The sequence below is a fragment of the Streptomyces sp. 2P-4 genome (genome assembly GCF_030167965.1).
Taxonomy (GTDB): domain Bacteria; phylum Actinomycetota; class Actinomycetes; order Streptomycetales; family Streptomycetaceae; genus Streptomyces; species Streptomyces globosus_A.
The window spans coordinates 4,042,784-4,069,116 of the sequence record NZ_CP095011.1; the positions used below are offsets into that span (position 1 = coordinate 4,042,784).

26 protein-coding genes and 1 pseudogene are annotated in these 26,333 nt (G+C 75.6%); 11 read left to right on the forward strand and 16 right to left on the reverse strand.

Annotated elements, in window-relative coordinates; genetic code table 11:
• Window positions 1-34 precede the first annotated feature (34 nt).
• Both MUK52_RS17865 and MUK52_RS17870 read right to left on the reverse strand, forming a co-directional pair.
• Window positions 35-544: a Uma2 family endonuclease gene (locus MUK52_RS17865; RefSeq protein WP_246042729.1), complete on the reverse strand. Its 510-nt coding sequence runs from the start codon at window positions 542-544 to the stop codon at window positions 35-37.
• 219 nt (window positions 545-763) lie between these two features.
• Window positions 764-1,195, reverse strand: a complete 432-nt coding sequence (locus MUK52_RS17870; RefSeq protein WP_114058064.1) for a GNAT family N-acetyltransferase — start codon at window positions 1,193-1,195, stop codon at window positions 764-766.
• A gap of 57 nt (window positions 1,196-1,252) precedes the next feature.
• Between MUK52_RS17870 and MUK52_RS17875 the strand changes: the two genes are divergently transcribed.
• Window positions 1,253-1,852, forward strand: coding sequence for a phosphoribosylanthranilate isomerase (locus MUK52_RS17875; RefSeq protein ID WP_284578204.1), 600 nt, complete (start codon window positions 1,253-1,255; stop codon window positions 1,850-1,852).
• A gap of 56 nt (window positions 1,853-1,908) precedes the next feature.
• Here MUK52_RS17875 and cpt read toward each other — a convergent pair whose 3' ends face one another.
• Complete coding sequence (gene cpt, locus MUK52_RS17880; RefSeq protein ID WP_284578206.1) at window positions 1,909-2,445, reverse strand: chloramphenicol phosphotransferase CPT; 537 nt, start codon at window positions 2,443-2,445, stop codon at window positions 1,909-1,911.
• 92 nt (window positions 2,446-2,537) lie between these two features.
• Here cpt and MUK52_RS17885 point away from each other — a divergent pair, with 92 nt between their 5' ends.
• Complete coding sequence (locus MUK52_RS17885; RefSeq protein WP_284578208.1) at window positions 2,538-2,705, forward strand: hypothetical protein; 168 nt, start codon at window positions 2,538-2,540, stop codon at window positions 2,703-2,705.
• Between the two features lie 3 nt (window positions 2,706-2,708).
• Here MUK52_RS17885 and MUK52_RS17890 read toward each other — a convergent pair whose 3' ends face one another.
• Window positions 2,709-3,092, reverse strand: coding sequence for a protease inhibitor I9 family protein (locus MUK52_RS17890; protein ID WP_114058062.1), 384 nt, complete (start codon window positions 3,090-3,092; stop codon window positions 2,709-2,711).
• 363 nt (window positions 3,093-3,455) lie between these two features.
• On the opposite strand from MUK52_RS17890, the gene MUK52_RS17895 reads away from it, so the two are divergent.
• A complete protein-coding gene (locus tag MUK52_RS17895; RefSeq protein WP_174250481.1) occupies window positions 3,456-4,646 on the forward strand; it encodes a S8 family peptidase in 1,191 nt (396 codons plus the stop codon).
• A gap of 91 nt (window positions 4,647-4,737) precedes the next feature.
• Here MUK52_RS17895 and MUK52_RS17900 read toward each other — a convergent pair.
• The 5 genes and pseudogenes from MUK52_RS17900 to MUK52_RS17920 form a co-directional block, all read right to left on the reverse strand.
• Window positions 4,738-5,097, reverse strand: a pseudogene (locus MUK52_RS17900) (Uma2 family endonuclease); the annotation flags it as partial.
• 485 nt (window positions 5,098-5,582) lie between these two features.
• On the reverse strand, window positions 5,583-5,957 hold the full coding sequence (locus MUK52_RS17905) for a hypothetical protein (RefSeq protein ID WP_284578212.1): 375 nt from the start codon (window positions 5,955-5,957) through the stop codon (window positions 5,583-5,585).
• Window positions 5,958-5,985: 28 nt separating this feature from the next.
• A complete protein-coding gene (locus tag MUK52_RS17910; RefSeq protein ID WP_284578215.1) occupies window positions 5,986-7,479 on the reverse strand; it encodes a PTS transporter subunit EIIC in 1,494 nt (497 codons plus the stop codon).
• Window positions 7,480-7,525: 46 nt separating this feature from the next.
• Window positions 7,526-8,497 (reverse strand): N-acetylmuramic acid 6-phosphate etherase, encoded by a 972-nt coding sequence (murQ, locus tag MUK52_RS17915; protein ID WP_284578217.1) that lies wholly within the window; start codon window positions 8,495-8,497, stop codon window positions 7,526-7,528.
• Window positions 8,494-8,730 (reverse strand): hypothetical protein, encoded by a 237-nt coding sequence (locus MUK52_RS17920; protein WP_284578219.1) that lies wholly within the window; start codon window positions 8,728-8,730, stop codon window positions 8,494-8,496. Before MUK52_RS17920 ends, murQ begins: the two co-directional genes overlap by 4 nt.
• 135 nt (window positions 8,731-8,865) lie before the next feature.
• Here MUK52_RS17920 and MUK52_RS17925 point away from each other — a divergent pair, with 135 nt between their 5' ends.
• The 4 genes from MUK52_RS17925 (at window position 8,866) to MUK52_RS17940 (ending at window position 12,365) form a co-directional block, all read left to right on the forward strand.
• Window positions 8,866-9,243 carry a DUF8819 family protein gene (locus tag MUK52_RS17925; protein WP_114058057.1) on the forward strand — a complete coding sequence of 126 codons (378 nt, stop codon included), beginning with the start codon at window positions 8,866-8,868 and terminating at the stop codon, window positions 9,241-9,243.
• 7 nt (window positions 9,244-9,250) lie between these two features.
• Complete coding sequence (locus MUK52_RS17930; protein WP_284578222.1) at window positions 9,251-9,520, forward strand: DUF4031 domain-containing protein; 270 nt, start codon at window positions 9,251-9,253, stop codon at window positions 9,518-9,520.
• A gap of 143 nt (window positions 9,521-9,663) precedes the next feature.
• Window positions 9,664-10,818, forward strand: a complete 1,155-nt coding sequence (locus MUK52_RS17935) for a lipase family protein (RefSeq protein WP_284578224.1) — start codon at window positions 9,664-9,666, stop codon at window positions 10,816-10,818.
• Window positions 10,806-12,365: a caspase family protein gene (locus tag MUK52_RS17940; protein WP_284578226.1), complete on the forward strand. Its 1,560-nt coding sequence runs from the start codon at window positions 10,806-10,808 to the stop codon at window positions 12,363-12,365. Before MUK52_RS17935 ends, MUK52_RS17940 begins: the two co-directional genes overlap by 13 nt.
• A gap of 10 nt (window positions 12,366-12,375) precedes the next feature.
• On the opposite strand, the gene MUK52_RS17945 is transcribed toward MUK52_RS17940, so the two are convergent.
• Together MUK52_RS17945 and MUK52_RS17950 are read right to left on the reverse strand one after the other, a co-directional pair.
• Complete coding sequence (locus MUK52_RS17945) at window positions 12,376-13,614, reverse strand: Cmx/CmrA family chloramphenicol efflux MFS transporter (RefSeq protein WP_114059000.1); 1,239 nt, start codon at window positions 13,612-13,614, stop codon at window positions 12,376-12,378.
• 162 nt (window positions 13,615-13,776) lie between these two features.
• Window positions 13,777-14,505, reverse strand: coding sequence for an HD domain-containing protein (locus tag MUK52_RS17950; RefSeq protein ID WP_114058053.1), 729 nt, complete (start codon window positions 14,503-14,505; stop codon window positions 13,777-13,779).
• A 116-nt stretch (window positions 14,506-14,621) separates the two neighbouring features.
• Here MUK52_RS17950 and MUK52_RS17955 point away from each other — a divergent pair, with 116 nt between their 5' ends.
• Complete coding sequence (locus MUK52_RS17955; protein WP_114058052.1) at window positions 14,622-15,317, forward strand: copper homeostasis protein CutC; 696 nt, start codon at window positions 14,622-14,624, stop codon at window positions 15,315-15,317.
• A gap of 41 nt (window positions 15,318-15,358) precedes the next feature.
• On the opposite strand, the gene MUK52_RS17960 is transcribed toward MUK52_RS17955, so the two are convergent.
• On the reverse strand, window positions 15,359-17,434 hold the full coding sequence (locus MUK52_RS17960) for a HelD family protein (protein WP_502963626.1): 2,076 nt from the start codon (window positions 17,432-17,434) through the stop codon (window positions 15,359-15,361).
• A gap of 420 nt (window positions 17,435-17,854) precedes the next feature.
• Between MUK52_RS17960 and MUK52_RS17965 the strand changes: the two genes are divergently transcribed.
• Together MUK52_RS17965 and MUK52_RS17970 are read left to right on the forward strand one after the other, a co-directional pair.
• Window positions 17,855-18,040 carry a hypothetical protein gene (locus MUK52_RS17965; RefSeq protein ID WP_114058050.1) on the forward strand — a complete coding sequence of 62 codons (186 nt, stop codon included), beginning with the start codon at window positions 17,855-17,857 and terminating at the stop codon, window positions 18,038-18,040.
• A 123-nt stretch (window positions 18,041-18,163) separates the two neighbouring features.
• Complete coding sequence (locus tag MUK52_RS17970) at window positions 18,164-19,069, forward strand: glycosyltransferase 87 family protein (protein WP_114058049.1); 906 nt, start codon at window positions 18,164-18,166, stop codon at window positions 19,067-19,069.
• Window positions 19,070-19,186: 117 nt separating this feature from the next.
• On the opposite strand, the gene MUK52_RS17975 is transcribed toward MUK52_RS17970, so the two are convergent.
• Window positions 19,187-20,830 (reverse strand): DNA repair helicase XPB, encoded by a 1,644-nt coding sequence (locus MUK52_RS17975; protein ID WP_114058048.1) that lies wholly within the window; start codon window positions 20,828-20,830, stop codon window positions 19,187-19,189.
• A gap of 134 nt (window positions 20,831-20,964) precedes the next feature.
• Between MUK52_RS17975 and MUK52_RS17980 the strand changes: the two genes are divergently transcribed.
• Window positions 20,965-21,426: a GNAT family N-acetyltransferase gene (locus MUK52_RS17980; RefSeq protein ID WP_284578231.1), complete on the forward strand. Its 462-nt coding sequence runs from the start codon at window positions 20,965-20,967 to the stop codon at window positions 21,424-21,426.
• A 143-nt stretch (window positions 21,427-21,569) separates the two neighbouring features.
• Here the strand turns inward: MUK52_RS17980 and MUK52_RS17985 are convergent, their stop codons facing one another.
• The 3 genes from MUK52_RS17985 to MUK52_RS17995 all read right to left on the reverse strand — a co-directional run bounded on the left by MUK52_RS17985 (window position 21,570) and on the right by MUK52_RS17995 (window position 26,322).
• Window positions 21,570-22,841, reverse strand: a complete 1,272-nt coding sequence (locus MUK52_RS17985; protein WP_284578232.1) for a hypothetical protein — start codon at window positions 22,839-22,841, stop codon at window positions 21,570-21,572.
• 266 nt (window positions 22,842-23,107) lie between these two features.
• Window positions 23,108-23,734, reverse strand: a complete 627-nt coding sequence (locus MUK52_RS17990) for a DUF4291 domain-containing protein (protein WP_284578234.1) — start codon at window positions 23,732-23,734, stop codon at window positions 23,108-23,110.
• Window positions 23,735-23,829: 95 nt separating this feature from the next.
• The gene (locus MUK52_RS17995) at window positions 23,830-26,322 is read right to left on the reverse strand and encodes a helicase-associated domain-containing protein (protein WP_284578237.1); all 2,493 of its coding nucleotides are present in this window, start codon (window positions 26,320-26,322) and stop codon (window positions 23,830-23,832) included.
• Between the last annotated feature and the right edge of the window lie 11 nt (window positions 26,323-26,333).

The following is a 26,333-nucleotide window of genomic DNA, read 5'->3' on the forward strand; positions in this document are numbered from 1 at the left end:
CTCCATCCGGAGGGGGTGCCGCCCTCGGCGCGTTTCAGGACGTGGACTGGAATGCGGCCGTGTCGAACTCGAAGCCGAAGGGCTCCGCGACGGCCAGGGGCTTCCCGAAGGGCACCGTCTGCCGGGAGCGGTAGCCGTGCGGCGAGGGGTCGGAGAAGCAGGTGATCTCCGACTCCTGCATGTCGACGACCAGGTAGACGGGCACCAGGCGGCCGTACACCTCCAGCTTTTCCACCCAGTCCGCATCCCTGGTCGAGACGGAGGTGAACTCCGCGACCAGGGAGAGGGCGGCGGCGTCGGCGTGGCGGCCGTCCTCCTCGAAGGCGGCCTCGTCGGCCACGAAGAGATCGGGTCCGTACGCCCGTGCGGCTTCCGGGAACCGGAAGAGAACCGGTGTGGTCTCGACGAGGTGCCCGTCCGGCGCGTGTGCCTCCAGCTGTCGGCGCAAGGCGCGCATGGGCCGCACGTAGCGCAGCTTGGACCACGGTGACACGATGATCTTCCCCCGGATGAGCTCGGCCTTGAAGCCGTCTGGCGTGTGCATTTCCTCGACGGTTCGCAGAAGGCGCTCGAACGTCGGCGGCGATGCGGTCTCTATCGTGGTGTCACGCTCGATCATGATCGTCACCGTCGTCCTCCCTGGATCGGGGTAGCCGTGCCCTGAGGCGGGCACGTTCCAGGCTAGGGGCGGAACTGCCGCCATGCCCGGATACGGGCGGAGCGCCACCCCTGGGGGCGGCGCTCCGGGCGGTGCGGGGTCTGCTCAGGCGGCAGGGAGGGGCTTCAGGAAGTAGACGTCCTCGTGGCCGCCGGGGAAGCCGGGGACGCGGGCGCTCTCCTCGTAGCCGTGGCGGGCGTAGAACTCCGGGGCCTGGAAAGTGAACGAGGACACCATGATCGAGCGGCAGCCGCGGGCCGCGGCCTGTGCCTCCGCCGCGGCGAGGAGCCTGCCGCCCCAGCCGTCGCGCCGGCTGTCCTCGCGCACCCACACCATCGCGATGCCCGCCCGGTCGCCCCAGGTCCAGCCGCTGAGGCCCGCGACGAGGTTCCCCTCGGCGTCGTCCACGCGCACGCTGAACTCCTCGGGGGTGCTTCCGGAGGCCTCCCTGTTGAAGGCGTCCAGCTCCTTTCCGAGCCGTTCGTCGAGGCCGGAGTCGGGGCCGCCGGTGGTGAGGGTGTGCGTCGCGTCGGTCATGCGTCCAGTCTTCAAGACCGCCCGGACCGCGTCACGCGGATTTGTTTCACTGGGGGCATGAGCGACCTCTTCGTGAAGATCTGCGGTCTGAAGACCGCCCGCGACGTCGACGCGGCCGTGGCCGCGGGCGCCGACGCCGTCGGGTTCGTCTTCGCCCCGGGCAGCCCCCGCACCATCGGCGCCGCGGAGGCCCGGGAGCTCGCCGAGCGCGTGCCCGCCGGGGTCCTGACCGTGGGCGTGTTCCGCGGGCAGCCCGTCGAGGAGGTCCGCCGCCTCGCGGAGGAGAGCGGCGTACGGGGCGTGCAGCTGCACGGCGACGAGGGCCCCGAGTTCTACGGCGCGCTGCGTGCGCAGGGCCGCACCCTGCTGCGGGCCACCGCCCTGCGGGTGGAGCGGTGCGGGGAGTACGGGGAGGACCTGCTGCTGATCGACGCCCCCGACCCGGGCTCCGGCAAGCCGTGGAACTGGGCCGCGCAGGAGTTCACGGCCCCGCGCGGGCAGTGGCTGCTGGCCGGCGGCCTGGATCCGGCGAACGTACGGGAGGCCGTGGAGACGACCGGCGCGTGGGGCGTGGACGTCTCCAGCGGCGTCGAGAGCGAGCGGGGCGTGAAGTCCCCGGACCTGATCAGGGCGTTCGTCGCGGCGGCCCGCGGCTGAGACCGGGTCCGCGGACGCAACCCCGGCCGGCCCGGCGGCCCGGCGGCCCCGGCCGGTCAGCGGGCGACGCGGGCGGCGATGGCGCGGGCGCAGTCCAGGGACTCGGTGTGCGTCGTGTCGACCTCCAGGTCGTAGGCCATGCCCCGATGGACGGCCTCGGCCTGGAGGGCTGCCATGCCCGCGGCGCGGTCGCCGCGGGCGGTCTCGCGGCCCGCGGCCACCTCGGCGGTGCAGCGCACGCCGACCCACAGGACGTCCAGCCCGCCGAGGACGGCCTCCCACCGCCTGCGGGACTCCGCGCCGCCGAGGAAGACGTCGTCGACGATGATCCGGGCGCCGGCCCGGGCCATCTCGGCGACGCCGGCCCGCCAGGCCGCCTCCAGCGCGGCGAACGCCGGCCCGGTGCTGACGGCGCCGTCGGCGCCGATGCCGAGCCCCGCGTCGGAGGACTGCATCGCCGCCGGCATGGTCTCGATCAGGGTGTCGACGCCGATGGCGAGCCACGGCTCGGGCAGCACGGCCTGGAGGCAGCGGGCGATCCCGGACTTGCCGGAGCTGGAGCCCCCGTTGAGGACGATCATCTGTGTGGCCACGGCGCCACGGTAGGCACGCACCGCCGTGCCCTGGCAACGGCTTTTTCCCTCGTGGCGGGAGACTCCGGGCGTACGCGCACGCCCACGTTCCGGTGTACCTGCTCATCGACCGGTTCGACGGGCACGGGCCGACGGTCACCCTGTTCACCGGACCGCGCAGCGGCGCCTGCGGGAGCGCTGCCCGGTTCGCGTTCGGGGAGCCGGTGAAGCTGCCCGCGCCGTTCTCGCTGACGTGGGAGACCGCGGCCTTCCCCCGGTGAGGGTCAGGCGGTCGCGCCAGCGCCGGAGGCCGACCCGTCCTCCTCGACGGATTCGACCAGCGGCGTCTCCTGGAGGGCCGTGACCTGCGCGGGGGAGAGCGGTGCGGCGAAGCCGTTCAGAGCGTGCCGGTACACGTGCACCGGGGTGATGCCGTAGGCGCGGGCGACGGTGCCGGGGTCGAGGCCGCGGCGGACGGTGATCAGGTACGTCGGCCAGTCGGCCGGCGCCGCGGCCGGGGCCGCCGGGGCGGCCTGTGCGGTGGCGGGGCCGTCGCCGGCAGGGGTTCCGGCGGATTGGGCGTGGGCGGGCAGGGCGGCTGCGGCGGTGGCGGCGAGCGCGGCGGCGGCGACGGCCGCGGGCAGGGTCCACCTCGGCTGGTTGCGCATGCGGTGAGGCCATCACGCAGGCCGGTGCCGGTCAACGACATACAGGGCGTGGCGCGGCCCCGGCGGGAGCACTGCCGGTCTGCGCCGGTGCGCCCCGCCGCCCGGCCGTAGGCCCGTACGGGTGGACTTCCGTGCCGCGGCCGCCCCGGGAGGGTGACGGCTTCCGCCCGCGGAGCGCCGGTGCGCGGCGCCGTCCCCGTACCGGACGGGGCCGTGCGGCCGCTTCTCGGCCATCCGGGCTGTGCTGCTCAAGCCGTCGCGCGCCGCGGCCCGATGAAGGGGGTGCCGCACCCCGGAGGCGTTCCCGGCGCCGACGGGGCGCGGCTCCGTCATGCCGATCCCCGCCCCCTCATGGAGTCCCCCATGCGCAAGCGCCTGCTCACCGGTCTGGCGACCGCCCTCGCCCTCACCCTGGCCCCCGCCGCCCTCGCCGGCCCGGCGTCCGCGAGCACCCCGGAGCCGACGCCGGTCCCGCTGCTGACCGCGGAGAACGCGATCCCCGGCAAGTACATCGTCACCCTCGACGCGGGGGTGGACGGGGCGAAGCTGGCCGAGCAGCTCAAGCTGAAGCCGTCCTTCGTGTACAGCAAGGCCGTGAACGGCTTCGCGGTGGCGATGACGACGAGCCAGCTGGCCGCGGTCCGCCTGGCGCCGGGCGTGAAGTCGGTGGAGGAGGACGCGGAGGTGTCGGCGCCGCTTCAGCCGGCGGCGGGTCCGGCGCTGCGGGCCCCGGCCGCGGCGTGGGGCCTGGACCGGATCGACCAGCGGAGCCTGCCGCTCGACGGTACGTACACGCCGACGGGCAGCGGCGCCGGGGTGACGGCGTACATCATCGACTCGGGCATCGACTACCAGCACACCGAGTTCGGCGGGCGCGCCGTGTTCGGCTTCGACGCGATGGGCGACGGCCGGCAGGGCCTGGACTGCAACGGGCACGGCACGCACGTCGCGGGCACGGTCGCCGGGAAGACGTACGGGGTGGCGACGAAGGCGAACCTGGTGTCGGTGCGGGTGCTGGGCTGCGACGGGCGGGGCGCCTGGTCGGGGATCATCGCGGGCTTCGACTGGGTCGCGAAGAACGCCCGCCAGCCGGCCGTCGCGAACGCCTCCCTCGGGGGCGACCGCTCGACCACCGTCAACGCGGCCGCGACGGCGCTGTCGGATGCGGGCGTCCTGCCGGTCGTCGCGGCCGGGAACGAGGCGCGCGACGCGTGCAACGTGTCGCCGGCGTCGGCGGCCCGCGTCCTGACGGTCGGCGCGTCCAACGCGTACGACCAGGAGACGGACTTCTCGAACTACGGGCCGTGCGTGAACCTGTACGCGCCCGGGCAGGACGTGGTGTCGGCGCGCCTCGGCGGCGGCACGGTCGCCCTGAACGGCACGTCGATGGCGTCGCCGCACGTCGCGGGGATCGCCGTGCTGCACCGGCAGGCCCACCCGACGGAGACGCCGGCGCAGATCTACACGTACCTGAAGCAGAACGCGACGAAGGGCGTCCTGACCCGCGTCAGCACGGGCAGCCCGAACGAACTGCTCTTCGCGTCCGGCCTCTGACCCGCCCGGCCCGCCGCCCCGCCGGGACCGCCGGGACCGGCGGGGCAACGGGCCGGACCGCCGCCGCTCAGCGCACGAAGTCCTTCAGCGCCTCGGTGTCCTTGTCGTGCGAGGTCACCTCCAGCACCATGAGCACGTGCGCCGTATCGGCCCACTCCCCGGCCCCGGCAAAGGCTCCGACGGGTGCCAGCGCCCCGTCCACCCGAGCCCGTCCGGCACGGTACTTCTCGACCTGCAGTCCGCGCTCCGGGTAGAGCGCGAGTTCCGGCCGTTGCTGCATGCACTGCCGGAGCACCCACATGATGATCTCGTCGTGGTCGCCGTCGGGCACGGGCTTGACCTCAAGCTTTCCCTGAATGAACTCAAGGGTCACCGTCTCGGGTGCCGCACGAGCGATCTGCTCGAACTCCTCGACCGACATCTGCGGGTGCTCGGCAAAGCTGGGGGTCATGGCGTTGCCTCCTCGACACCATGGTGCCCCGTCAGTCCACCGGCGGATCGACTGAAGCGTCATGCGCGGCTCCGTTCGGGTGCGGATGCTGAATACGCTGTTGGCGCATGACGGCACGCCGACGCGAACAGCGCTTCATTCGCCCGAACTGGTGAACGCGATCAGAGGGAGCCGACTCCGGTCCGGCTTTCCCGGTTCACGCCGGCCCGCGATCCGGTGGGCCGGGTGCTTCGCGCCGCGGGCGGCTGCTCGGCGCGGTGGCGAGGTGTGCCCGGTGGCGGGATTGGCCGGTTTCTGCCGGTCGGTCGGCCGGTCCGGCCGTACGGGCGGTCGCCGGGGCCGGGCCGTTCGGGCAGCCGGCGCGGTGCGTTCGTACCGCCCGCTCCGGTCGGCCGGGCGCGGTCCCTCCTCCCGGCCCCTCCTCCCGGTCCCTCCTCGCGGCCGCCGCTGTCGCCCGCGGCCGTACGGGGCGCCCGTACGGTCCGTCAGGCGGCGTCGCGGAAGTGTGCGAGCAGCGCGTCGGCCTCGGCGGTGTTGCCGGAGATGGTGTCGAAGGCGAGCTCCTCCGGCACGGCCGGGCCCCACAGCCAGCGGTGGTGGCAGCTGAAGCAGAAGACCAGCTCGAAGAGGAGGCCCTCGTCGGCGCCGAAGGCGCGCAGGCCCCAGCCGGGGGCGAAGCACAGGCGGGCTTCCCCGGGCGGCATGGACGAGATCAGGTCGAGGGAGTCGGCGGCCTGCCGGCCGGTCCACCGGCTGACCACGGGACCGGACATGGGCCGGCCGTAGCGTTCGGGGCGGGCGGGGAGACGGACGACCTCGACGACGGCGGCGGCTGCAACGGCTTCGGGGGGGAGCTGCATGCGGGAAGTCTGGCCTCCGGATCCACATTTACGCCATAGCGGGCGTGTTGGCCGGTGGGGCGGTGGCCGGATCCTTTCCCCCGTCGGTGTTCAGGTCCGCCAGCATGCGGTCGGTGAAGCCGAAGAACCAGGTGGCGGCGAAGCCCACGAGGTAGCCGACGGCGAGCCCGCCCGCGTAGATCGCGGCGGTCGTGCCCATGCCGGAGTGCCCGTCCAGCAGCGGGAACAGCGCCCACCCGGACGGGCCGATGGCGGTCGAGCCGAAGACGCTGCCCAGCTGGTTGAACAGGCCGACGAACGCGCCGCCCGCGGCGCCGCCCGCGCAGGCGGTGACGAAGGGCCGGCCGAGCGGCAGGGACACCCCGTAGATGAGGGGCTCGCCGACGCCGAGGAAGCCGGCGGGGAGCGCGGACTTGATGACGGTGCGCAGGGAGCGGTTGCGGGGCAGCCGGCAGTAGACGGCGAGTGCGGCGCCCACCTGTCCGGCGCCGGCCATGGCGAGGATCGGCAGCAGGACCGTGTAGCCGCTCTGCTCGATGAGGGTGGTGTGGATGGGGATGAGGGCCTGGTGCAGGCCGAGCATGACGAGCGGCAGGAAGAGGCCGCCGAGGACGAGCCCGGCGAAGGCGCCGCCGGCGTGCAGGAGCCAGCCGGCGAACGCTCCGATGGCGGCGGCGATCTCGCCGGCGAGGAACATCAGGCCGAAGAGGGTGGCGAGGCCGGCCGTCAGGACGGTGACGGTCGGGGTGACGAGGTTGTCGAGGGCCTCGGGCACCCAGGTGCGGCACCACTTCTCCACGCAGACGGCGAGCAGCGCGGCGGCGAGCGCGCCGAGGACGCCGCCCTGGCCGGGGGTGAGGTGCTGGCCGAAGGCGTCGATCTTCGCCACGCCCGGGAAGACGATGATCGCGGCGACCGCCCCGCCGAGGACGGGGGTGCCGCCGAACTCCTTGGCGGTGTTGTAGCCGACGAACACGGCGATGAGGGACAGGAAGCCGGAGGCGATGGCGGCGAGCGCGGGGACGAGGGTGGGCAGCAGGCCCGCGTTGGCGAGGAGGCCGTTCAGGCCGGCGATGATGCCGCAGCCGATGAGGGCGGGGATGAGCGGGACGAAGATGTTCGCGATGCGGCGCAGCGCCAGCTTGACGGGGGTGGCGTTGCGGGCCTTGCGGTCGGCGCGCAGGGCGGCGCCGCGGGCGGCGAGCCCGTCGGCGGTGACGGGGGCGGCGGGGGCCGCGGCCGGTGCGGCGGGGGAGTCCTGGCGGGCGGCGGCGACGAGGGCCTCGAACGCGGGGGTGACGCGTGCGACGGCGCCGGGCCCGAGGACGATCTGGTACGTGTCGTCCTCGACGACGCCCAGCACGCCCGGCAGCTCCCGCAGCGCGGCGTCGTCGACGAGCGAGCGGTCGCGCAGCCCGATGCGCAGCCGCGTCATGCAGTGCGCGATCGAGGTGACGTTGTCCGGGCCGCCGACCAGGGGGAGGATCGCGGCGGCCGTGTCGCGGTGCTTGTCTGAGGGCATGGGGTGATCGCCTTGTGTCGGGGGCGGGTTGGGGGAGAGTGGCCGGTCAGGGGGCGGGCGCGGCGGTGCCGGCCGCCGGGTCGGGGGCGCCGGGTGCCGCTGCACGGGCGAGGGCCGCGCGGAGGTGGCCGTGCGAGGCGGCGAGCAGGGCGGAGGCGGTCGGGCCGTCGACGCCGGCGAGGAGGACGAGGATCGCGGCCTTCACCTCGCCGCCCGCGGCGGCCAGCGCGCCCTCGACCTCTTCGTCGCCGGCGCCGGTGGCCAGGGCGACGATGCGGCGGGAGCGTGCGCGCAGCTTCTCGTTGGAGGCCCGCAGGTCGACCATCAGGTTCCCGTACGTCTTGCCCAGCCGGATCATCGTGATCGTCGAGATGAGGTTGAGGACGAGCTTCTGCGCGGTGCCGGCCTTCAGGCGGGTGGACCCGGTGAGCAGTTCCGGGCCGACGACGACCTCGATGCCGTGCTCGGCGGCCGCGGCGAGCGCGGAGCCGGCGTTGCAGGACAGGCCGACGGTGAGCGCGCCGCGCGCGCGGGCGTACGCGACGGCGCCGAGCGCGTACGGGGTGCGGCCGGAGGCGGAGATCCCGACGACGCTGTCCTCGGCGGTGAGCTGCAGGGCGGCGAGGTCGGCGGCGGCCAGCTCGGGGCAGTCCTCGGCGCCCTCGACGGCCTCCACCATGGCGGAGGGTCCGCCCGCGATCAGGCCGACGACCTGCCCGGGGCCGGTGCTGAACGTGGGCGGGCACTCGCTGGCGTCGAGGACGCCCATCCGGCCGGCGGTGCCGGCGCCCGCGTAGACGAGGCGGCCGCCGCGGGCCATGCGGGCGGCGATCGCGTCGACGGCGGCGGCGATGGCGGGCAGCTCGGCGGCGACGGCGGCGGGGACGCCGGCGTCCTCGGCGTTCATGAGGCGGGCGACGGCGAGGGTGTCGAGCCGGTCGATCTCGGCGAGGTCGGGCCGGAAGGCCTCGGTGGTGAGGGTGTCGAGCTGGGCGCGCAGCGCGGCGTCGGCGGTCACGGGCGGGGCTCCTGACGGTGGGCGGCGGGCGGGCGGCCACGGCGCGGGCGGCCACGACGGCGGGCGGTGACGACGGCGGGCAGCGGCAGGGGCCGTGTGCGGTGGGCGGCGTGGGGGGTGTCCGGAGGGGGCCTGCGCGCGGCCGGTGCGGAGGGCGTGCGGGGCGGCGCCGCCGGGCCGCGGTCGCCGTCGGGGCGGGCAAGGCTGAGGGCTCCCTCCGCGTCCTCGCGCATGCCGGAAAGCTAGGTTCGGGACCCGAACCGGGTCAATACGCCATAAGGCTCCCCGGCGGTCCCGGGGCGCGTGACCTGCGGAATGCAGGACGGCAGGCCTTCGCCGCAGGGCCCGTACGGGTCCACAATGGCCCCATGGACCACGCCACACCCCTGGAGCAGGCGCTGCACGCAGCCCGCGCGCTCGTCATCGCCGACCTCGTCGCGGGGCAGGTCGCCGACGCGGACGTCGTCTCCCTCGTCGAGGACTCCGTCACGCACCGCCGGTGGTGGGTGGAGCAGTGGCCGGAGGGGGTCGACTACCTCGCGGGGCTCGTCGCGCAGGACGTCCAGGACGCCCTGCTGGAGAAGTACGGGCGCTGGCCGCTGTGCCCGGTCTGCTCGCACGGCGACCCGCACGCGCTCGACGTCGAACCGGAGTTGGGCCCGGACCCGCACTGGGTGTGTGCGAAGGCGGGGGTGAAGGTCGCCTCCGTGGGCGCGCTCGGCCCGGTCTTCGGCGCCGGCCTGTGAGCCGCCGGTGACGCTCTACATCGACCCGCCGACCTGGCCGGGCCACGGCCGCATGTGGTCGCACCTGGTCAGCGACGTCTCGTACGAGGAGCTGCACGCCTTCGCCGCGTCGATCGGCTGTCCGCCGAAGGCGTTCGACGGCGACCACTACGACCTGCCGGAGTTCCGGTACGCGGACGCGGTCGCGGCGGGCGCGGTGGAGGTCGGCAGCAAGGAGCTGGTGCGCCGGCTGACCGCGGCAGGCCTGCGCCGGCCGAAGCGCCGGCCGCCGGCGTGACCGGGCCGCCCGGGGCCCGCCCCGCACCCTCCCGTGGCGACATGACGCGTCGTCACATGGCCTAAAAAGTGCGGTAGTTGCTGCATTAGGATGACCGCCTGTTCGTCCCGTCGCGCCGCCTGAGGGGGATCGTGGATCGGTCAGTGCTGTTCGTACACGGAACGGGAGTGCGGGAGGCCTCGTACACCGCGAGCCTGGCCGCCGTCCGGGACGGTCTCGACCGGATCCGGCCCGGCCTGGAGGTCCGCGGCTGCTTCTGGGGCCGCGAGCAGGGCGCGGCCATGGCGCTCGGCGGCGACTCCGTCCCCGGCTACCGGCGGTCGCGCGGCGGCACGCGTGACGACGCCGGCGACGACGAGATGGCCCTGTGGCGTGTGCTCTACGACGACCCCTGCTACGAGCTGCGGCTGCTCGGCCTCCGGCCCGCACCCGAGAGGGGCATGTCCCGCGGACTTCCCCCGTCCGAGCTGTTCCTCGACGAGATCACCGGGTACGTCCCCTCGCCGCCCGTGTCCGAGGCCTTCGCGGCCCGAGGCCTGGAGAAGGAGCTCACCGAAGCGCTGCACACCGTGGCCGCGGCCCAGGAGCTGCGCGACGCGGCCGCCACGGTCGACGGCGACGGGTTCGAGCACCGCCGGACCGTCGCCCGCGCCGTCGTGGCCCTGGCGATCGACCTGGCGACCGACCGGGGTGCCGAGGTCTCCGGCATCGTCCGCGATGCGCTGCTCGCCGCGCTGAGCGCCGACCTGTATGCCGACGGCCGCTCCCTGGCCGGGATGATCGGGAAGGCGCTGCTCGCGCCGGTCGGCCGGCGTGCGCGTCGCCGCCGCGGCGCCTGGGGCGACGCCGCCCTCCCGGCCTTCGGGGACATCCTGCGCTACCAGGCCCGCGGCCAGGGCGTACGCGACCAGATCCGGCGGACGCTGGACAACACCCCGGGCGAGGCGGTCACCGTCGTCGCCCACAGCCTGGGCGGGGTCGCCTGCGTGGACCTGCTGGTGCAGGAGCGCCTGGACCGGGTCGACCAGCTGATCACCGTCGGCTCCCAGGCGCCGTTCTTCTACGAGATCGGCGCCCTCGTGTCCCTCGAACACCCCGAGCCGCTGCCGCCGCACTTCCCCGGGAAGTGGCTGAACGTCCACGACGCCCGCGACATGCTCTCCTACCAGGCGGCCAAGGTGTTCCCCGGGCGGGCGCACGACCACCGGGTCGACAACCGGCAGCCGTTCCCGTGGGCGCACACCACCTACTGGTCCAACCCGGGGCTCTGGGACGCCGTGGACACATGGCTGGGGTGAGCGGCACCGACCCGGCGCGCGTGCACGCCGTCCTCGTCGGCATCGAGAGCTTCCCGCGGATCCCGGGGATGGACCTGCCGGGCGCGGCGGCGGACGCGATGCGCCTCGCCCGCTGGCTGCGCACGCGCGGCGTCCCTGCCGGGAACATCAGACTGCTCCTGGCGCCGGCGGACGACTCGTGGGCCGAGCTGAACCGGGCGGTGCGCGACCTCGGCCTGACCGCCTCCACCACGTACGTCGCCTCCCGCGACCAGATCCTCGACGGCCTCGCCGCCGGGAGCCCCGTACCGGAGGGCGATGTCCTGTACGTGTACTGGGGCGGGCACGGCGTACTGGACCGGGGCGAGCGGCGGCTGCTGGTCTGCCCGGACGCCTCGAACGCGGATCTGCGCTGCGTCGACCTCACCGACCTGCGGGAGTACCTCACCCGCAACGACGTCTACCGCTGCCGCAGGCACGTGTACCTCGTCGACGCCTGCGCGGACTTCCTCGGGGCGCACGACCGGGCGGCGGTGGCGGTGTTCCCCGCCGGGCGGCGGGAGGCCGTCGACCACTTCATGCTGCTCGCGGCGGCGGCCGGGCAGACGGCGGTGCAGAACAACGACCAGCGGTCGGGCGCGTGCTCGGCGGTCGTCATGGACTGGCTGGAGGAGCACTCGCCGGGCCTCGACCCGGACCTGGACGCCCTGGTGCGGCACGTCCGGGAGAGCTTCGCCGGGCTGAGGCCGGGTGGCCGGCGGCTGCAGACGCCGGTGACCTGGGTGGCGCGGTCCTTCGCCGGCGACACCGAGGAGTTCGGCGGCGGCCCGGCGGCGGAGGAGGCGACCGGGACCGCACCGCAGGCGGAGCGCCCTGCCGGCCGGACCGCGGCCGCGAGCGCGCCGGAGACGCGCGCCCCCCGCCGGCAGGGGGGCCGCGTGCTGGTCGGGGTCGCGGTCGCGACCGTGGTGGCGGTTGCCGCGGGCGGGACGGTGTACGGCGTGATGTCGCGCGGGCAGGACGGCCCGGACCGGACGGCGGCGACCCGTGGGGACGCGCATCCGGGGGAGGCGTCCCCGTCGGCCTCGCCGTCCCCCTCTGCCTCGCCGAGCCCGTCGCCGTCCGGCAGCCCGGCGGCTCAGCCGGCCGGGCCGTCGCCCTCCGCCGCGCCGACCCCGTCGGTGCAGGCGGCCGGTGCGCCGAAGCGGGGGTGTGCGTCGACGCAGCCCATCGCCACCGTGCCGGGGGTCGTGGCGAGCCCCTGCTACGTCCTCGACGGCGGCCGGGTCACCATGGTGGCCTCTCTCGGGGCGGCGAAGCCGACCGAGGCGACCGTCTACCTGTGGCTGACCCGGAAGGACGACCCCCGGCACCTGTTCCCCGCCGGCGCCATGACGCAGAGGACGCTGCGGGTGGTGACGGGGACCGAAGTGCAGGAGCAGGTCGGGATCGCGCTGGCGCCGGGGTGGTACGAAGTCCACATGTACGTCACCCCCAAGGGCGAACCCGCGCCGAGCCCGACCAACCCGACGGTGGTCGGCCGCTCCCAGGGGTTCCGGTACCCGTAGCGGCCGCGGGTCAGGTGCAGTCCGCCGTCGGCCGGTCCGGGGAGCGGGTCCCGGCGGCGGCGCCGGCGGACGAGGCGACGATGCGCGTCGTACGGGCGCGGCGGGAGCGGCGGTCCAGGCGGAGGGCGGTCAGGCCGAGGGCGATCGCGGTGACGGTCATCGCCGCGCCCGCCCACGCGGTGGCGGTGAAGCCCAGCCCGGCGTCGATGACGGTGCCGCCGAGCCAGGGGCCGCCCGTGTTGCCGAGGTTGAACGCGGCGGTCGTGGTGGCGCCGGCCAGGGTCGGGGCGGCGCCGGCCACGTTGAACATGCGGGCGTTGAGGGCGGGGGCGGTCAGGAACGTCGAGAAGCCGATCAGGAAGGACAGCGCCACGGCTGCCGCGGCCGAGGACGCGAGCAGGGCCAGCGCGACCAGGAGCGCGGTGCTGGCGGTGATGCCCCACAGCATGATCCCGAAGAGGTGGGCGTCGGCGAAGCGGCCGCCGACGGCGGTGCCGGCGAGCGCCCCCAGACCGAACAGGCCGAGCACCCACGGCACCCATGCCGAGTCCAGTCCGGCCACGTCGGTGAGCAGCGGCGAGAGGTAGCTGAAGGCGCAGAAGACGCCGCCTGCGGCGAGCGCGGTGACGCCGACGGACAGCCACACCTGGCGGTCGCGGTAGATCCCCAGCTCCCGCCGCAGGACGGGCCGCTCGGCGGGGAGCGGGATGCGGGGGACGAGGGCGAGGATGCCGGCGAGGGCGACCGCGGAGGCGGCGCCGACCGCCCAGAAGGCGGAGCGCCAGCCGAGGTGCTCGCCGAGGAAGGCGCCTGCGGGCACGCCGAGGACGTTGGCGACGGACAGGCCGCCGATCATGACGGCCATGGCGCGGGCCCGCTGGTCCTGCCGGACCATCGCGATGGCCACGGCCGCGCCGACGGCCCAGAACCCGGCGCAGGCGAGCGCGGAGACGATGCGGGAGGCGAACAGCAGCGCGTACGAGGGCGCGAGCGCGCCCGCGACCTGGCCCAGCCCGAAGACGCTGATGAGCGCGATGAGGGTGGTGCGGCGCGGCAGGCGGAGCGTGGCCACCGCGAGCAGCGGCGCGCCGACGACCATGCCGATGGCGAAGGCGGAGATCAGCAGGCCGGCCTGCGGGATGCTGACGCCCATGTCCTCGGCTACGGGCGGCAGCAGTCCGGAGAGCATGAACTCGCTGGTGCCGAGGGCGAAGACGGCGAGTCCGAGGACGTGGACGGCGACGGGCATCCGGGTGGGGGCGGGCGCGTCGGCGGCGGGCGGGGCGGGGGTCGGAGCGGTGGGGCGGGTGTCTCGCTGGGCTTCGGGCATGCCTTTCACGAACCGGAGCGGGCGTGATCGCATTCCCGGGCCCGCGGGCGGTCAGCCGGTGGGCCCGGCCTGTTCGGCCTGTTAGGCCTGCCCGGTCAGCGACGCCAGCTCGGCGGCGAGGTTGCGGCGGGCCGGTGCCTCCCAGCGCGCGGCCCCGTACGGGGTGCGGAAGAGGCGGGGCAGGTCGAGCAGCTGCCGCAGGACGGCGGCGCGGCCGGTGCGGAAGGCGCCGTCGGGGACGAAGCCGTACTCGGCGCGCACGGCGGCGGCGTACGCGGCGTAGGCGTCGGGGGCGCCGGCGAGGACGGCCAGGTCGGCGTCGCAGAGGACCTCGCCGTTGGTGTCGCCGGGAGCGGGGTCGTGGGTGGTGGTGAGCCGGACCAGGCGGGCCGCCTCGGCGGTGCGGTCCTCGGGGATGCCGAGTTCGCGGAGGGCGCGTTCGGCGAGGGCGGCGCTGCGCTCCTCGTTCTCGGATCGGTCGGGCCGGTAGACGGCGTCGTGGAACCAGGCGGCGAGCTCGACGGCGGCCCGGTCGGCGGCGTGCGCGGCGAGTACGTCGATCCGGGCGAGGACGTCGGCCAGGTGGGCGGTGGTGTGGTAGCGCCGCTGGGGCTCCGCCCAGGCGGCGAGGAGGCGGTCGGCGTAGGGGCCGGGGTCGCGGTCCGCGGGGGCGCCGGCGGCTGCGGCGGTGGCGAGCCAGCGGGAGCGGAGTCGGGCGGCGGCCGCGTCCGGCGCGGGGTGCTGTGCCGTGCCCGGTGCCGTGCCCTGCGCGGTGTCCGGTGCGGCATCCGGTGCCGTGTCTGAGTCCATGCGGACATTGTGGGCGGTGGCGTGAAGGTGCTGGTGATGGGTGGGGGCGCCCCGTACCCTTGATATTGGACTAGACCTATTTTTCCCATCAACAGTTTTCCCGAGGAGTGGGCCCAATGAGCAACCGTGCAGTCCTGGAGGTGATCGCCCTCGACGCGGAGGACGCGGTCGCGGCCCAGGCCGGTGGGGCGGACCGGCTGGAACTGGTCAGCGACATCGCCGCCGACGGGCTCACCCCCGCGCGCGAGACGTTCGCGCGGATCAGGGCCGCCGTCGACATCCCCCTGCGCGTGATGCTCCGGTCCGCCGACGGCTTCTCCGCCGGCTCCGCGGAGGACCTGGAGCGTCTCGGCGCGCAGGCGCGGGCGCTGCGCGCCGAAGGGGCGGGGGAGTTCGTCCTCGGGTTCCTGAGCCCGGACGGCAGCCCCGACCTCGCCGCCGTCGAGGCGGTCGTCGCCGAGCTGGACGGCTGCCCGTGGACGTTCCACCGGGCGATCGACCGGGCCGCCGACCGGGAGCAGGCGCGGAAGGCGCTCGCGGACGTGGCCGGGCTGGACACGTACCTGACCGCGGGATCCGCGGACGGCGTCGACGACGGCCTGGCGGTCCTCGCCGCAGAGGCCGGGCGCAGCGGCGAGCCGGGGTACGGGGCCCGGCTGATGGTCGGCGGCGGCCTGCGCCTGGAGCATCTGGAGGGACTGCGCGCGGCCGGGGTCGACGCCTTCCACATCGGCGGCGCGGCCCGGCCGGACGGCTGGGGCGGACCCGTCTCCCCGGCCGCCGTCGAGGCCTGGCGCACGGCCCTGGCGTAAGGCGTCCGCCGCGGCGGCCGGCTGGGGAGCCGCCGCGGGGATCAGCCGTCCAGCGCGGCCGGCAGGGGCAGGGAGTGGACAGCGGTCAGGCCCGACACGGCCCGGGTGAGGCAGACGTACAGGCGGCGCAGGCCCGTCCGCTCGTCGGGCTCGCCCGCGACCACCGCGGCCGGCTCGTCCAGTACGACGTAGTCGTACTCCAGGCCCTTCGCCAGCGACGCCGGGACGAGCGTCAGCCGTGACTGCGCCGTCGTCTCCTGGCCCGGGGACAGCCACTCCATCCCGGCCGCCGCCAGCGCCTCCGCCAGCTCGGGGATCCGGGCGTCGGCCGCGATCAGGCCGATCGAACCCTCCCGTTCCAGCGACGCGCGGCAGGCGGCCAGCACCTCGGCCGTCTGCCGCTCCGGGTCGCCGGCCTGCGCCACCACCAGCGAGCCGGGCGTCTCGCGCACCGACGAGACCGGCGCCAGCCCCGGCGAGATCGACGGCAGCAGCCGCGACGCGTACGCGATGACCTCCCGCGGCACGCGGAAGCCCGCCGTCAGCTCCTCCACCTGCGCGTCCGGCTTGCCCAGGTGGGCCAGCGCCTCCGCCCAGCCGCGGGTCGCCCACGGCGTGGTGCCCTGCGCCAGGTCGCCCAGGACGGTCGCCGAGCCCGTCGTGCAGCGCCGGCCGACCGCCCGGTACTGCATGGGCGACAGGTCCTGCGCCTCGTCGAGGACGACGTGGCCGAGCGACGGGGTCCGCTCCACCAGGTCGGCTGCCTCGTCGATCAGTACCAGGTCCGCCGGAGACCATTTCGCCGACCGGACGCTGCGCGGCGGCTTCTCCCACAGCAGCAGCCGCTGCTCGTCCGCGGTGAGGAGCCCGTCCGCGTGCGCGGCGAGGAACCCGGCGTCGGACAGCAGCCGCAGCACCAGCTTCGCCGGGTCGACCGCCGGCCAGACCGCCTTGACGGCCGCCTTCACCGCCGGATTGCGGGCCACCGCGTCCTGGACGCGGTCGTCGGGCGCCTCGCCCGCCTGCTCCATCCGCACGAGCACCGTGTGCGCGATCCGCTGCGGCAGCGCGTCGCGGGCGGCCCCGTAGCGCATGTCCCGGGCGAGGAGCTCGGAGACGATCTCCTGGAGTTCGTACGCCGGCACCCGCCACCGGCGCGAGCCGCGGACGACGACCAGCGGCTCGGCCGGCTCGGACACGTGCGAGCGGACCGCCCGCCGCAGCACCTCGGCCATCCGGGCGTCGCCCTTGACGACGGCCGTCGCCGCCGCGTCGGCGCCGCGCACCTCCAGGCCGTCGCGGGCCACCAGGTCGTCGACGGTGGCCTGCCTGACCTCCAGCTCGCCGAGCGCCGGCAGGACCTGCTCGATGTACTGCAGGAAGGAGCGGTTCGGGCCGACGACGAGGGTGCCGGTGCGGGCGAGCCGCTCCCGGTGCGCGTACAGCAGGTAGGCGACGCGGTGCAGGCCGACGGCGGTCTTGCCGGTGCCCGGCCCGCCCTGGACGCACACGGATCCCGCCAGCCCGGAGCGGACCAGCCTGTCCTGCTCCGGCTGGATCGTGGCGACGATGTCGCGCATCGGCCCGACGCGGGGCCGCTCGATCTCCTGCTGGAGCAGGCGGCTGACGGTCGCCGCCTCGGCCGGGTCCGACAGGTGCTCGTCCTCGTACGCGGTCAGCTCGCCGCCCGTGTAGCCGAAGCGGCGGCGCAGGGCGACGTCCTGCGGGTCGGCCTTGGACGCCCGGTAGAACGGCTGGGAGACCGGCGCGCGCCAGTCGATCACCATGGGGTCGCCCTCGGTGTCGTGGACGTGGCGGCGGCCGATGTAGAACTGCTCGCCCTCCCCGCCCTCGGCCAGGTCCGCGCCGGGCGCGTGCAGGTAGTCGAGGCGGCCGAAGAAGAGCGGGGTGTGCGCGAGGTCGGCGAGCGCCTTGATGCGGTCGTCGATCTGCGCCTGGAGGACGAGTGCGTTGACCCAGTTCGCGGTGACGTCGCGGATGTCGAGGGCCTCCACGTCGGCGCGCATGGCGCGCAGGGCGGCGCGGGAGGCGGCGAGGTGCGCCTGTTCGCGGGCCAGGGGGTTCACGGCGTCGGGCGCATCGGGCGCGTCGGGCACCTCGGGCGCGTCGGGCACCTCGGGCGCGTCGGGCGCGTCGGCGGCGTCGGTGGCGGGGGCGGCGGACTCGGGGGCGTGCGCGGGCACGGCAGGGCCTCCAGCTGCTCGTCTGGGGTTCGGATGCGTCGGCGTGCGACGCAGGGTGCCCGCCGGTTTCCGTGCGGCGGGCGCTCTCCCCGGCGGGGCTGCGGGAGGCGGCGGAAGCGGCGATTGTAGTCAGCGCCCCGCACCCGCGCGAACGGAATTCTCCGTCCGGGCGGGCCGGCGGGGCGCTCCCCCGTACGGGTCCCCTACCTCGGAGTGTCAGACCTGCGGGTGGGGGCCGCGGTCCGGCATGGGACGTCAGGAGGAGGCCGCAGCCCGTGCGGTTCAGACCCGGGAGCGATGCGCGCCCGGCCCTGGGGAACGCACCATGGAGACATGAGCACCGCAACCTTCTCCCCGGTCCACGGGGGCCGCCCGAGCGGCGCCACCGCAGCCACTTCCGGCCCCCACCGCCACCTCATAGGCAACGCGCTGCGCGCCGTGAAGGTGTTCGCCGCCGCTGCGGTGAGCGTCGTCGTCATGGGTGAGTTCGCCGAGGACGCGGGCGTGGCCCGCCGCTGACCCCGGCGGCCCCCCGCCCCCGCCTTCCGGCGGTCTGCCCCGCCTCCCCGGCTTGCCTGCCCGGGCGTCGCCGACGGCCGGATTCCGGCGGGCCTCCCGCGTTGATCCACTAGGGTCACGCGCGTGACCCCCCGCGCCCCTTCCCGCCCCGCGCCGGCACCCCTGGCCGGCGTGCTGGTCACGGCTTCGCTCCTCGCCCTCGGCGTCCTGTGCGTCCTGCTGCGGGTCCCCGCCGCGGACGTGCTCGTCGCCGGTCTCGCCGACGGACCGTCCGCCGCCGAGTGGCGCCCGCCCGCCGCCTATCCACCGTTCGCCGCGATCATGTTCACCCCGGCGGCCTGGCTGCCGACCGGCATCCTCAAGGCCGTCCTCGTCCTCGGCAACGCGGGCCTGCTCGCCCTGCTCGTGCTGCTGTCGTGCCGCCTCGCAGGACTGCGGCCCGGGCCGGCCGGCGTGCTCGCCGCGACGACCGCCGGGCTGTGGGTGGAGCCCCTGTTCCAGAGCCTGCTGCCCGGCCAGGTCAACCTGGCGCTGGCCTGCCTGGTCCTGTGGGACCTCGGCCGGCCGGGCGGCGCGCTCGGCAAGGGCTTCGGCGTCGGCACCGCCGCCGGGATCACCCTGGCGCCGGCGGTGTTCGTCCCGTACCTGCTGCTGACCGGGCGGGTCAGGGCCGGGCTGACCGCGCTCGCGGCCTTCGCCGGGACGGCGCTGCTCGGGCTGCTCGTCCTGCCCGCGGAGTCCGCTGCGTTCTGGGCCCGTCTCGCCGCGGCCGGCCCGGACCTGCTGCCGTACTGGCCGCAGCTGTGGGTGTGGGCCGTCCCGGCCCTGGCCTGCGCAGCCCGCGCCGGCCTGCCCGTCGCCGGCATGCCCCGCGCCGGCATGCCCCGCCAGGGCGCGCCCCGGCAGGGTGGCTCCCGGCCGCTCGGCGGGGCCGGGCCGGCGGGAGTCGGCCTGACCGGGCCGGTCGGGAGCGCCGGGGTGTCCCGGCCCACCTGCCGCGGCCAGCGGTGGGGGCAGCCGGCCCGGTAGCGGCGGCCGCCCCGGCGGGGCGGTCGCTCGGCGGTCCGGGCGCGTGCCCGATGCCGGCGCGGGCAGGGCGGGACCACGCGCCCGGCCGGCGGCCGGTGTGCCCGGGCGAGGGGCGGCTCAGCCCTCCGTCAGCAGGTCGTCGGCGTCCATGATGCGGTAGGCGTAGCCCTGCTCGGCCAGGAAGCGCTGCCGGTGCGCGGCGAAGTCCTGGTCGATCGTGTCGCGTGCGACGACCGAGTAGAAGCGGGCCTCGTGCCCGTCCGCCTTCGGCCGCAGCACCCGGCCGAGGCGCTGTGCCTCCTCCTGCCGGGAGCCGAACGTTCCCGACACCTGGATGGCGACGGTCGCCTCGGGCAGGTCGATGGAGAAGTTCGCGACCTTCGACACCACCAGGACGCTGATCTCGCCCTCGCGGAACGCGTCGAACAGCTTCTCCCGCTGCGCGTTGGAGGTCTCGCCCTTGATGACGGGCGCGTCGAGGTGTTCGCCGAGCTCGTCGAGCTGGTCGATGTACTGCCCGATGACGAGGGTCTGCTCGCCGCGGTGCTTGCGCACCAGCGCCTCGGTGACCTTCCGCTTCGTCGCCGTCGTCGCGCAGAAGCGGTACTTCTCCTCCGTCTCGGCGGTCGCGTAGGCGAGCCGCTCCGATTCGGTCAGGTTCACCCGGACCTCGACGCAGTCGGCGGGGGCGATGTAGCCCTGCGCCTCGATCTCCTTCCACGGGGCGTCGAACCGCTTGGGCCCGATCAGCGAGAACACGTCCGACTCGCGGCCGTCCTCGCGGACGAGCGTGGCGGTCAGGCCGAGCCGGCGGCGGGCCTGGAGGTCGGCGGTGAACTTGAACACCGGCGCGGGCAGCAGGTGCACCTCGTCGTAGAGGATCAGGCCCCAGTCCCGGGAGTCGAACAGCTCCAGGTGCGGGTAGACGCCCTTCCGCTTGGTCGTCAGGACCTGGTAGGTGGCGATGGTGACCGGCCGGATCTCCTTGCGGGTGCCGGAGTACTCGCCGATCTCGTCCTCGCCGAGCGAGGTGCGCCGGACCAGCTCGTGCTTCCACTGGCGGGCCGAGACGGTGTTGGTGACCAGGATCAGCGTCGTCGCCTTGGCCTTGGCCATCGCCCCCGCACCGACCAGCGTCTTGCCGGCGCCGCACGGCAGGACGACGACACCGGAGCCGCCGTGCCAGAACCCCTCGACGGCCTGCTGCTGGTAGGGGCGCAGCGCCCAGCCGTCCTCCTCCAGCTCGATCGGGTGCGCCTCGCCGTCGACGTAGCCGGCGAGGTCCTCGGCGGGCCAGCCGAGCTTGAGCAGCGTCTGCTTGATCTGCCCGCGCTCGGAGGGGTGCACGGCGACGGTGTCGGGGTCGATGCGGGCGCCGACCAGCGGGGCCACGCGCTTGGACCGCAGGATCTCCTCCAGCACGGGCCGGTCGGTGGTGGTGAGCACCAGCCCGTGCACGGGGTGCTTGGACAGGGTGAGGCGGCCGTAGCGCGCCATGGTCTCGGCGACGTCGACGAGGAGGGCGTGCGGGACGGGGTAGCGGGAGAACTCGACGAGCGCGTCGACGACCTGCTCGGCGTCATGCCCGGCGGCCCGCGCGTTCCACAGGCCCAGCGGCGTGATCCGGTAGGTGTGGATGTGCTCGGGGGCCCGCTCGAGTTCGGCGAACGGGGCGATGGCGCGGCGCGCGGCCCCGGCGAGCTCGTGGTCGACCTCAAGCAGGAGTGTCTTGTCACTTTGGACGATAAGAGGCCCATTCACCTGGCGTGAGTCCTTCCGGCAGAGTGACCCCCCGTTTGCGGACGGCCAAACCTCCAGTCTGCCGCATCGCGGCGCGGCCCGGGGTGCAGGAATTCGGTGGCGGGTCCGGGCGGGGTGGTGCCTAGGGTCGGCGCATGAGTGATCGTGATTTCTTCGTGCCGGACGGGTTCGAGGTGCCGGTGGAGCTGGTCGGCGACGGGTTCCGGCTGGAGCCGCTCGGCGAGCAGCACAACGAGCGGGACCTCGCGGCCTGGAGCGGGAGCATCGCGCACGTGCGCGCCACGCCCGGGTTCGGGGACGGCGCCTGGCCGCCGCCGGAGGCCGTGTCCGCCGAGCGGAATCTGGCCGATCTGGCGCGGCACGCAAGGGACTTCGCGGCCCGGACCGGGTTCACGTACAGCGTCCTGGACGGCGATGACGTCGTCGGCTGCGTCTACGTCTATCCGGGCCGGAAGGACCCGGACCGGGTGCACGTCAGCTCCTGGGTGCGGGCCGACCGGGCCGCGCTGGACCGGCCGCTGTACGAGGCGGTGTCCCGGTGGCTCGCGGAGGTGTGGCCGTTCGAGCCGCAGCGGATCGTGTACGCCGCCCGGTGAACGCCGCAGGGCCCGGCACGCGCGGGTGCCGGGCCCTGCGGGGTGCCGCGGGGTGTCAGGGGTGTGCGGCCAGGGGTGTCGAGCCGGGTCGGGTCGGGTCGGGTGGGTTGGGTTGGTGGGTTGGCGGTCGGTGGGGTGGCGGGTCAGGACTGGGTGGCCTCGCGGCGGCGGGCGCCGAGCCAGGCCGCGGCCCCGCCGGCGGCGATCAGCGCCGCGGAGAGCGCGGCGAACAGGCCGGTGCGGGAGTCGGCGCCGGTGGCGGCGAGGGATCCGGAGGTGCCGCCCGTGGTGGTCGTCGTGGTGGTGACGGCCGTCGCGGTCGCGGTGGTGGACGGGCTCGGAGACGGGGAGGCGGACGCGGACGTGCTCGGCTTCGGGGTCGGCGAGGGCGAGGGCGACGGCGAGGCCGGGGCGGCCGACGCCAGCTGGATCTTGGTGACGGCGGAGGCGAACGGCACCTGGTTGCCCTCGGCGTGCCCGAACTCGGCGGCCACGTCGAACTCGGTGCGCTGCGCCGGCTTCGCCTTGGGGCCGAGCTTGACCTGGAGGAGGACGGAGCGCTCACCGGAGGCCGCGCCGAAGCCCTTGGCGGTGCGGGGCAGCTCGAAGTTGCCGCTCTCGCCCTTCAACTGCCGCCACGTGCCGTCCACCCGGGCCCGCACCTCCAGTCCGTCGGTGTCGGCGGGCTTCGGGCCGCCGATCCTCAGCAGCGTCGCCAGTTCGGTGTCGAAGGTGCCTTCGCCGGTGGCGCGGTACTTCAGGTTCAGCTCGCGGCAGTCGGTGCCCGTGCTGCCCTCGCAGGCGGTGGCCGGGTCGAACGCGGTGGTGAACTTACCGGCCTTGACGGCCGGGTCCGTCGTGAAGGTGAGGGAGGCGTCGCCGCCGGGTGCCAGCTCGTTGGCGTACGAGGAGGCCTCCAGTGTGAGGTCGCCGTTGTTGGTCGGGTAGTCCTTGCCGAGGCCGACGGTGACCTTCCAGCTGAGTTTGCCGTTCGCTGGCACCTCGAAGCCGTCGCCGACCTTCTTGCCCTGCGGGTGGAACAGGCCCTGCCAGCCGCCGTCCTGCTGTCCGACGGCCGCGTCCGTTGCCGGCGCGTCGACCGCCTCGACCTCGAAGGCCACGTCCTGCGCCCGGAGCCGGCTGGGGCCGGCGGGCAGGCCGTGGATCCACGGGTGGAAGGACGCGGCCTTGGCCGAGGGGTTGGTCACCGTCAGCTCGAAGGTGCTCGCCGCGCCGCCGCGGGTCAGCGGGGCGTTCGGGACGGGCGCGCCCAGCGTGATCTTCAGGGCTTTGCCGTTCTCGGCCGGGACGGCGTACGCGGCCGGCTGCATCAGCGCGGTGCCGGCGACGGCGGCGACGAGTGCGGCGGCGGCCGCGGCGAGGGCGGGGCGGCGGACGGCGGTGCGAGCGGACATGGCGGATCTTCCCGGGGAATCGGACGGGGGCGGGCATGCCGAGGTGCGGCGGACGTGCGAAGGGCGGGGCGGGGCGCGGGAAGCCGCTCCCGGCCGGGCCTGCCTCTGCGGCGGCCGCCGTTGCGACGTACCGATCTTCACACGGTGTGGATCATCTCTCCAATAGCCCGTTTGTCACTGCTGTGCAACAGCGGCCGAGGTAGCGCACACCGCCTCTGACCTGCAAGAACGGTATGAGCCAGTCCGCTTTTCGGCGGGGTGTCGCCCTACGCGCCCAGGTGCTCCAGCGGCCCCGCCGGATACGGCGTCTCGACGGGCAGCAGCGCCCGCGCCGCGGGCAAGTCGCCGGCCCGTACGAGCGCCCGGATCTCCGCGGCCAGCGGCGTGACGTCGCGGATCGAGACGGTCCACTCGTCGGCGTACGCGCGCGAGGCGGGCCCGGACAGCCCCAGCTGGAGCGAGCGGTGGGGCAGCGGGTTCAGGAGCAGGTCGCGCTCGGGGTCCCACTGGACGCGGACGGGCGAGGCGCGCAGCGCTTCCCGCCATGTTTCGCGGTCGGGGTGGGTGCCGGGCTCGTAGTGCGAGAGGCAGGCCCGGCGCAGCGCGCCGTCGAAGCCCTCGCGGGTGATCTCGACGGCGAGGACGGTCTCCTGGTCGGTCTTGGCCGCCCAGCCGCAGCGGTACATCATCCACAGGAACGACGGCTTGATCCAGGTCATCCGCTCGCGCTTCCAGGCCGGCGGGAAGCGGCCGTCGCGGGCCGCGGGCAGCCCGAGGGAGGGCGCGTACGCCTGGTAGACGGTGACGGTGCCGGCGGTGTGGGCGGCGCGGATCTGCCGGTGCGGGACGGGGCCGGCGGCAGGGGTCCCTGCCGGGCCTGCGGTGTCGTGCATGGGGACAGCCTGCGCGGCGCCGGCCCGGGTCGGCCACCGGTTTTCGCGCCCGCCGCGGGCCCCCGGGTCCCCGGTCCCGCCCGGCTGACGTGCCCTCAGACCTGGTCGTCGGCGAGTTCGGCGACCCCGGTGATGCGGTGCAGGGCGAAGGTGCGGACCTCGTCTGCGGTGTGGTCGTAGCCGGTGACGAAGCCGCCCTCCACCCGCACCGGCGCGATGACGCGCTGGCTCGCCGCTCCTTCCGCGTTCACGTACCCGATCCACACGACCGACCCGGTCAGGGCGGCCGCCTGCACGGTGGCGAGGGTCTCCGCGGCGCTGGTGCGCGGCAGCTCCCCGGAAGCGGCGGCCCCGGCGCCCCCGCCCCCGCCGGCCGCGGCCGCCGCCGGCTCCTTGCGCACGGCCGTCGCCGCGAGGTCCCCGGCGCGGATGGCCCGTACGGCCGCGGCCAGCAGGGTCTCGTCCGGCAGCGGCGGCCCCTCCGGTACGGGGACGGGCCTGGCGCGCGCCGGCGTGCGGCGGGCGTCGGCCCGCGCCACCAGCACGTCGCCGGTGTGCGATTCGGCGGCCGGGGCGTAGCCCAGGGCCCGCAGCCCGTCGAGCAGCGTCACCGGATCGGCCTGCGCGGCGAGCACGGTCGGCGCGAGGCGGCGCAGGCCCAGCGGCGCGGACCGCTTGTCGGCGAGGATCTCGCCGAGCAGGGCGTCGTCGTCGCAGCGGACGTACGAGGAGGCGGCGCCGACCCGCAGCCGGCCGTGGCGCCGGGCCACGTCGTCGACCAGGTACGACAGCGGTTGCGGAACCGGGGTGGCGCTGTGCTCGGCGAGGAAGGCGTGCAGGTCGGAGGCGGTGTGCCCGCCGTCGAGGGCGCGGCGTACCGAGCCGGGCGTGAACCGGTAGACGGTCGCCCCGCCCTTGGACTCCACGTCGGCGAGGACGGCCAGCACGTCCGCGAGCGGCCGGGCCAGCGGGCCGGGCGCGACCGCCGTCAGGTCGGCCTGGAGCAGGATGCGGTCGACGGGCTCGGGCAGCAGTGGCGCCAGCGGCTGCGCCGGGTCGCGGTGCTCCAGCAGGGCCCGGCCGGGCGCGGAGAGCGCCCCGCGGCCGGTGACGCCGAGGAGTTCGGCCTCGGTGAGGGTCTGGCCGGCGAGGCGGGCCCGCAGCTCGCTGGTCCCGCGGACGGGCCGCTCCCAGGAGAGCCGGTCGAGGAGGGACTGCGGGTCGGGGGAGGCGCCTTCGGGGAGTGCGGCGAGGAGTTCGAGGACGCGCCGGCGGACCTCGGGGGCGGCGGACCGGTCGAGGCCGGGGCCGAGGGCGGCGAGGGTGCGGCCCTTGGGGTCCTGCTCGCCGACGGCGCCGGCGGTGCGGGTGGCGGGCAGCCACGCCCCGGCGAGGGCCGACCACCGTTCGGCGGGCGGCAGTTCGCGCCAGCCGTCGAAGGCGGGGGTGGGCCCGTACCGCTCGTCGACCTCGCCGTCGGCGGCCAGGAGCCCGGCGGCGTAGGCGAGTTCGATCCAGAACGCGGCGGTCGGCTCGTCCGCGTCGAGGGCGGCCGCCGTGCGCTTCAGGTCGCGTACGGACAGCCCGCCGGCGCGCAGCACGGGCGGGCCGGAGTGCTCCCAGGACTTCACCAGCTCCTCGACGGTCGCGAGTGCGGCCAGGGCCTGCCCGGCGGCGCCCGCGTCCACGAGCTGCGGACGGTGCTCGTGCCGCACCGCCACCCGGGGTGCGGCCGGCTCCGGGGTGCGGTGCGCGAGGCCGCCGCGCAGGTGGAGGGCGACCTCGCGGGGCAGTACCACGGTCCGCGTCGTCGCGGGCAGCAGCAGGCCGCGGTCGCGCAGCCAGCGCACGGGCGGCGCCGGGTTCGCGGTGACCTCCCCGTACGGCGGCCCCCACACGAGCCGGTCCAGCACGTGGCGGGCCTCCGGCGGCGCCTGGTCCAGCAGCGCAGCCATCCGCTCCGGGTCGGTGAACAGGCCGGTCAGTGCGGCGACCGCCGACACCGGGTCGTGGGTGGCGGGAAGCCCGGCCGCCGCGACGATCTCCTGGATCCGGGTCGGCGACATCCCGGCGGTGGCCTCGGCGACGGTCGGGCCGAGACCGGTGGGGGAGGGGCGGGAGGCGGAGGGGGCGAGGAGCTCGCGGGCGGTGCGGACCAGGCGCAGCCGGTCGTCGCCGCCCCAGACGAGGGCCTGGTCGCGCAGGGTCGCGAGGGCGCGGGGGAGCGCGGTGCGGGTGCCGTTGTCGGCCGCGGCCGCGGCCTCGCCGGTCCCGGCGAGGAGGGATTCCAGCACCCCGTACGGGCAGGGGTCCGGGGCGACGGCGAGGGCCTCCGCGGTCTGCAGCGCGAACCGGTCCAGCCGGTCCAGGGCGCGCACCACCGAGGCGCGGGTGCCGGCCCGGGTGGCGAGCTGCGTCACGTCGCCCGGGACGGGGCTGAGGAGGTCCGGGCGGGCGTGCAGCAGGGCCGCCAGCGCCGCGTCGTCGCGGGCGCGCAGCGCCTCGGCGAGGGAGCGCGGGGCGCCGTTCGCTGCGGTGCTGCTCGGTTCAGGCACGGTCGCCTCCTGGTCGCATCGGCCGGTCCCCATCCGGCCAACGG

Coding starts and splice junctions, on each gene's coding strand:
- MUK52_RS17865 (WP_246042729.1), bottom strand. CDS start 544: ATGCACACGCCAGACGGCTTCAAGGCCGAGCTCATCCGGGGGAAGATC.
- MUK52_RS17870 (WP_114058064.1), bottom strand. CDS start 1,195: ATGACCGACGCGACGCACACCCTCACCACCGGCGGCCCCGACTCCGGC.
- MUK52_RS17875 (WP_284578204.1), top strand. CDS start 1,253: ATGAGCGACCTCTTCGTGAAGATCTGCGGTCTGAAGACCGCCCGCGAC.
- MUK52_RS17890 (WP_114058062.1), bottom strand. CDS start 3,092: ATGCGCAACCAGCCGAGGTGGACCCTGCCCGCGGCCGTCGCCGCCGCC.
- MUK52_RS17895 (WP_174250481.1), top strand. CDS start 3,456: ATGCGCAAGCGCCTGCTCACCGGTCTGGCGACCGCCCTCGCCCTCACC.
- MUK52_RS17905 (WP_284578212.1), bottom strand. CDS start 5,957: ATGCAGCTCCCCCCCGAAGCCGTTGCAGCCGCCGCCGTCGTCGAGGTC.
- MUK52_RS17910 (WP_284578215.1), bottom strand. CDS start 7,479: ATGCCCTCAGACAAGCACCGCGACACGGCCGCCGCGATCCTCCCCCTG.
- MUK52_RS17920 (WP_284578219.1), bottom strand. CDS start 8,730: ATGCGCGAGGACGCGGAGGGAGCCCTCAGCCTTGCCCGCCCCGACGGC.
- MUK52_RS17925 (WP_114058057.1), top strand. CDS start 8,866: ATGGACCACGCCACACCCCTGGAGCAGGCGCTGCACGCAGCCCGCGCG.
- MUK52_RS17940 (WP_284578226.1), top strand. CDS start 10,806: ATGGCTGGGGTGAGCGGCACCGACCCGGCGCGCGTGCACGCCGTCCTC.
- MUK52_RS17945 (WP_114059000.1), bottom strand. CDS start 13,614: ATGCCCGTCGCCGTCCACGTCCTCGGACTCGCCGTCTTCGCCCTCGGC.
- MUK52_RS17950 (WP_114058053.1), bottom strand. CDS start 14,505: ATGGACTCAGACACGGCACCGGATGCCGCACCGGACACCGCGCAGGGC.
- MUK52_RS17955 (WP_114058052.1), top strand. CDS start 14,622: ATGAGCAACCGTGCAGTCCTGGAGGTGATCGCCCTCGACGCGGAGGAC.
- MUK52_RS17965 (WP_114058050.1), top strand. CDS start 17,855: ATGAGCACCGCAACCTTCTCCCCGGTCCACGGGGGCCGCCCGAGCGGC.
- MUK52_RS17980 (WP_284578231.1), top strand. CDS start 20,965: ATGAGTGATCGTGATTTCTTCGTGCCGGACGGGTTCGAGGTGCCGGTG.
- MUK52_RS17985 (WP_284578232.1), bottom strand. CDS start 22,841: ATGTCCGCTCGCACCGCCGTCCGCCGCCCCGCCCTCGCCGCGGCCGCC.
- MUK52_RS17990 (WP_284578234.1), bottom strand. CDS start 23,734: ATGCACGACACCGCAGGCCCGGCAGGGACCCCTGCCGCCGGCCCCGTC.
- MUK52_RS17995 (WP_284578237.1), bottom strand. CDS start 26,322: ATGGGGACCGGCCGATGCGACCAGGAGGCGACCGTGCCTGAACCGAGC.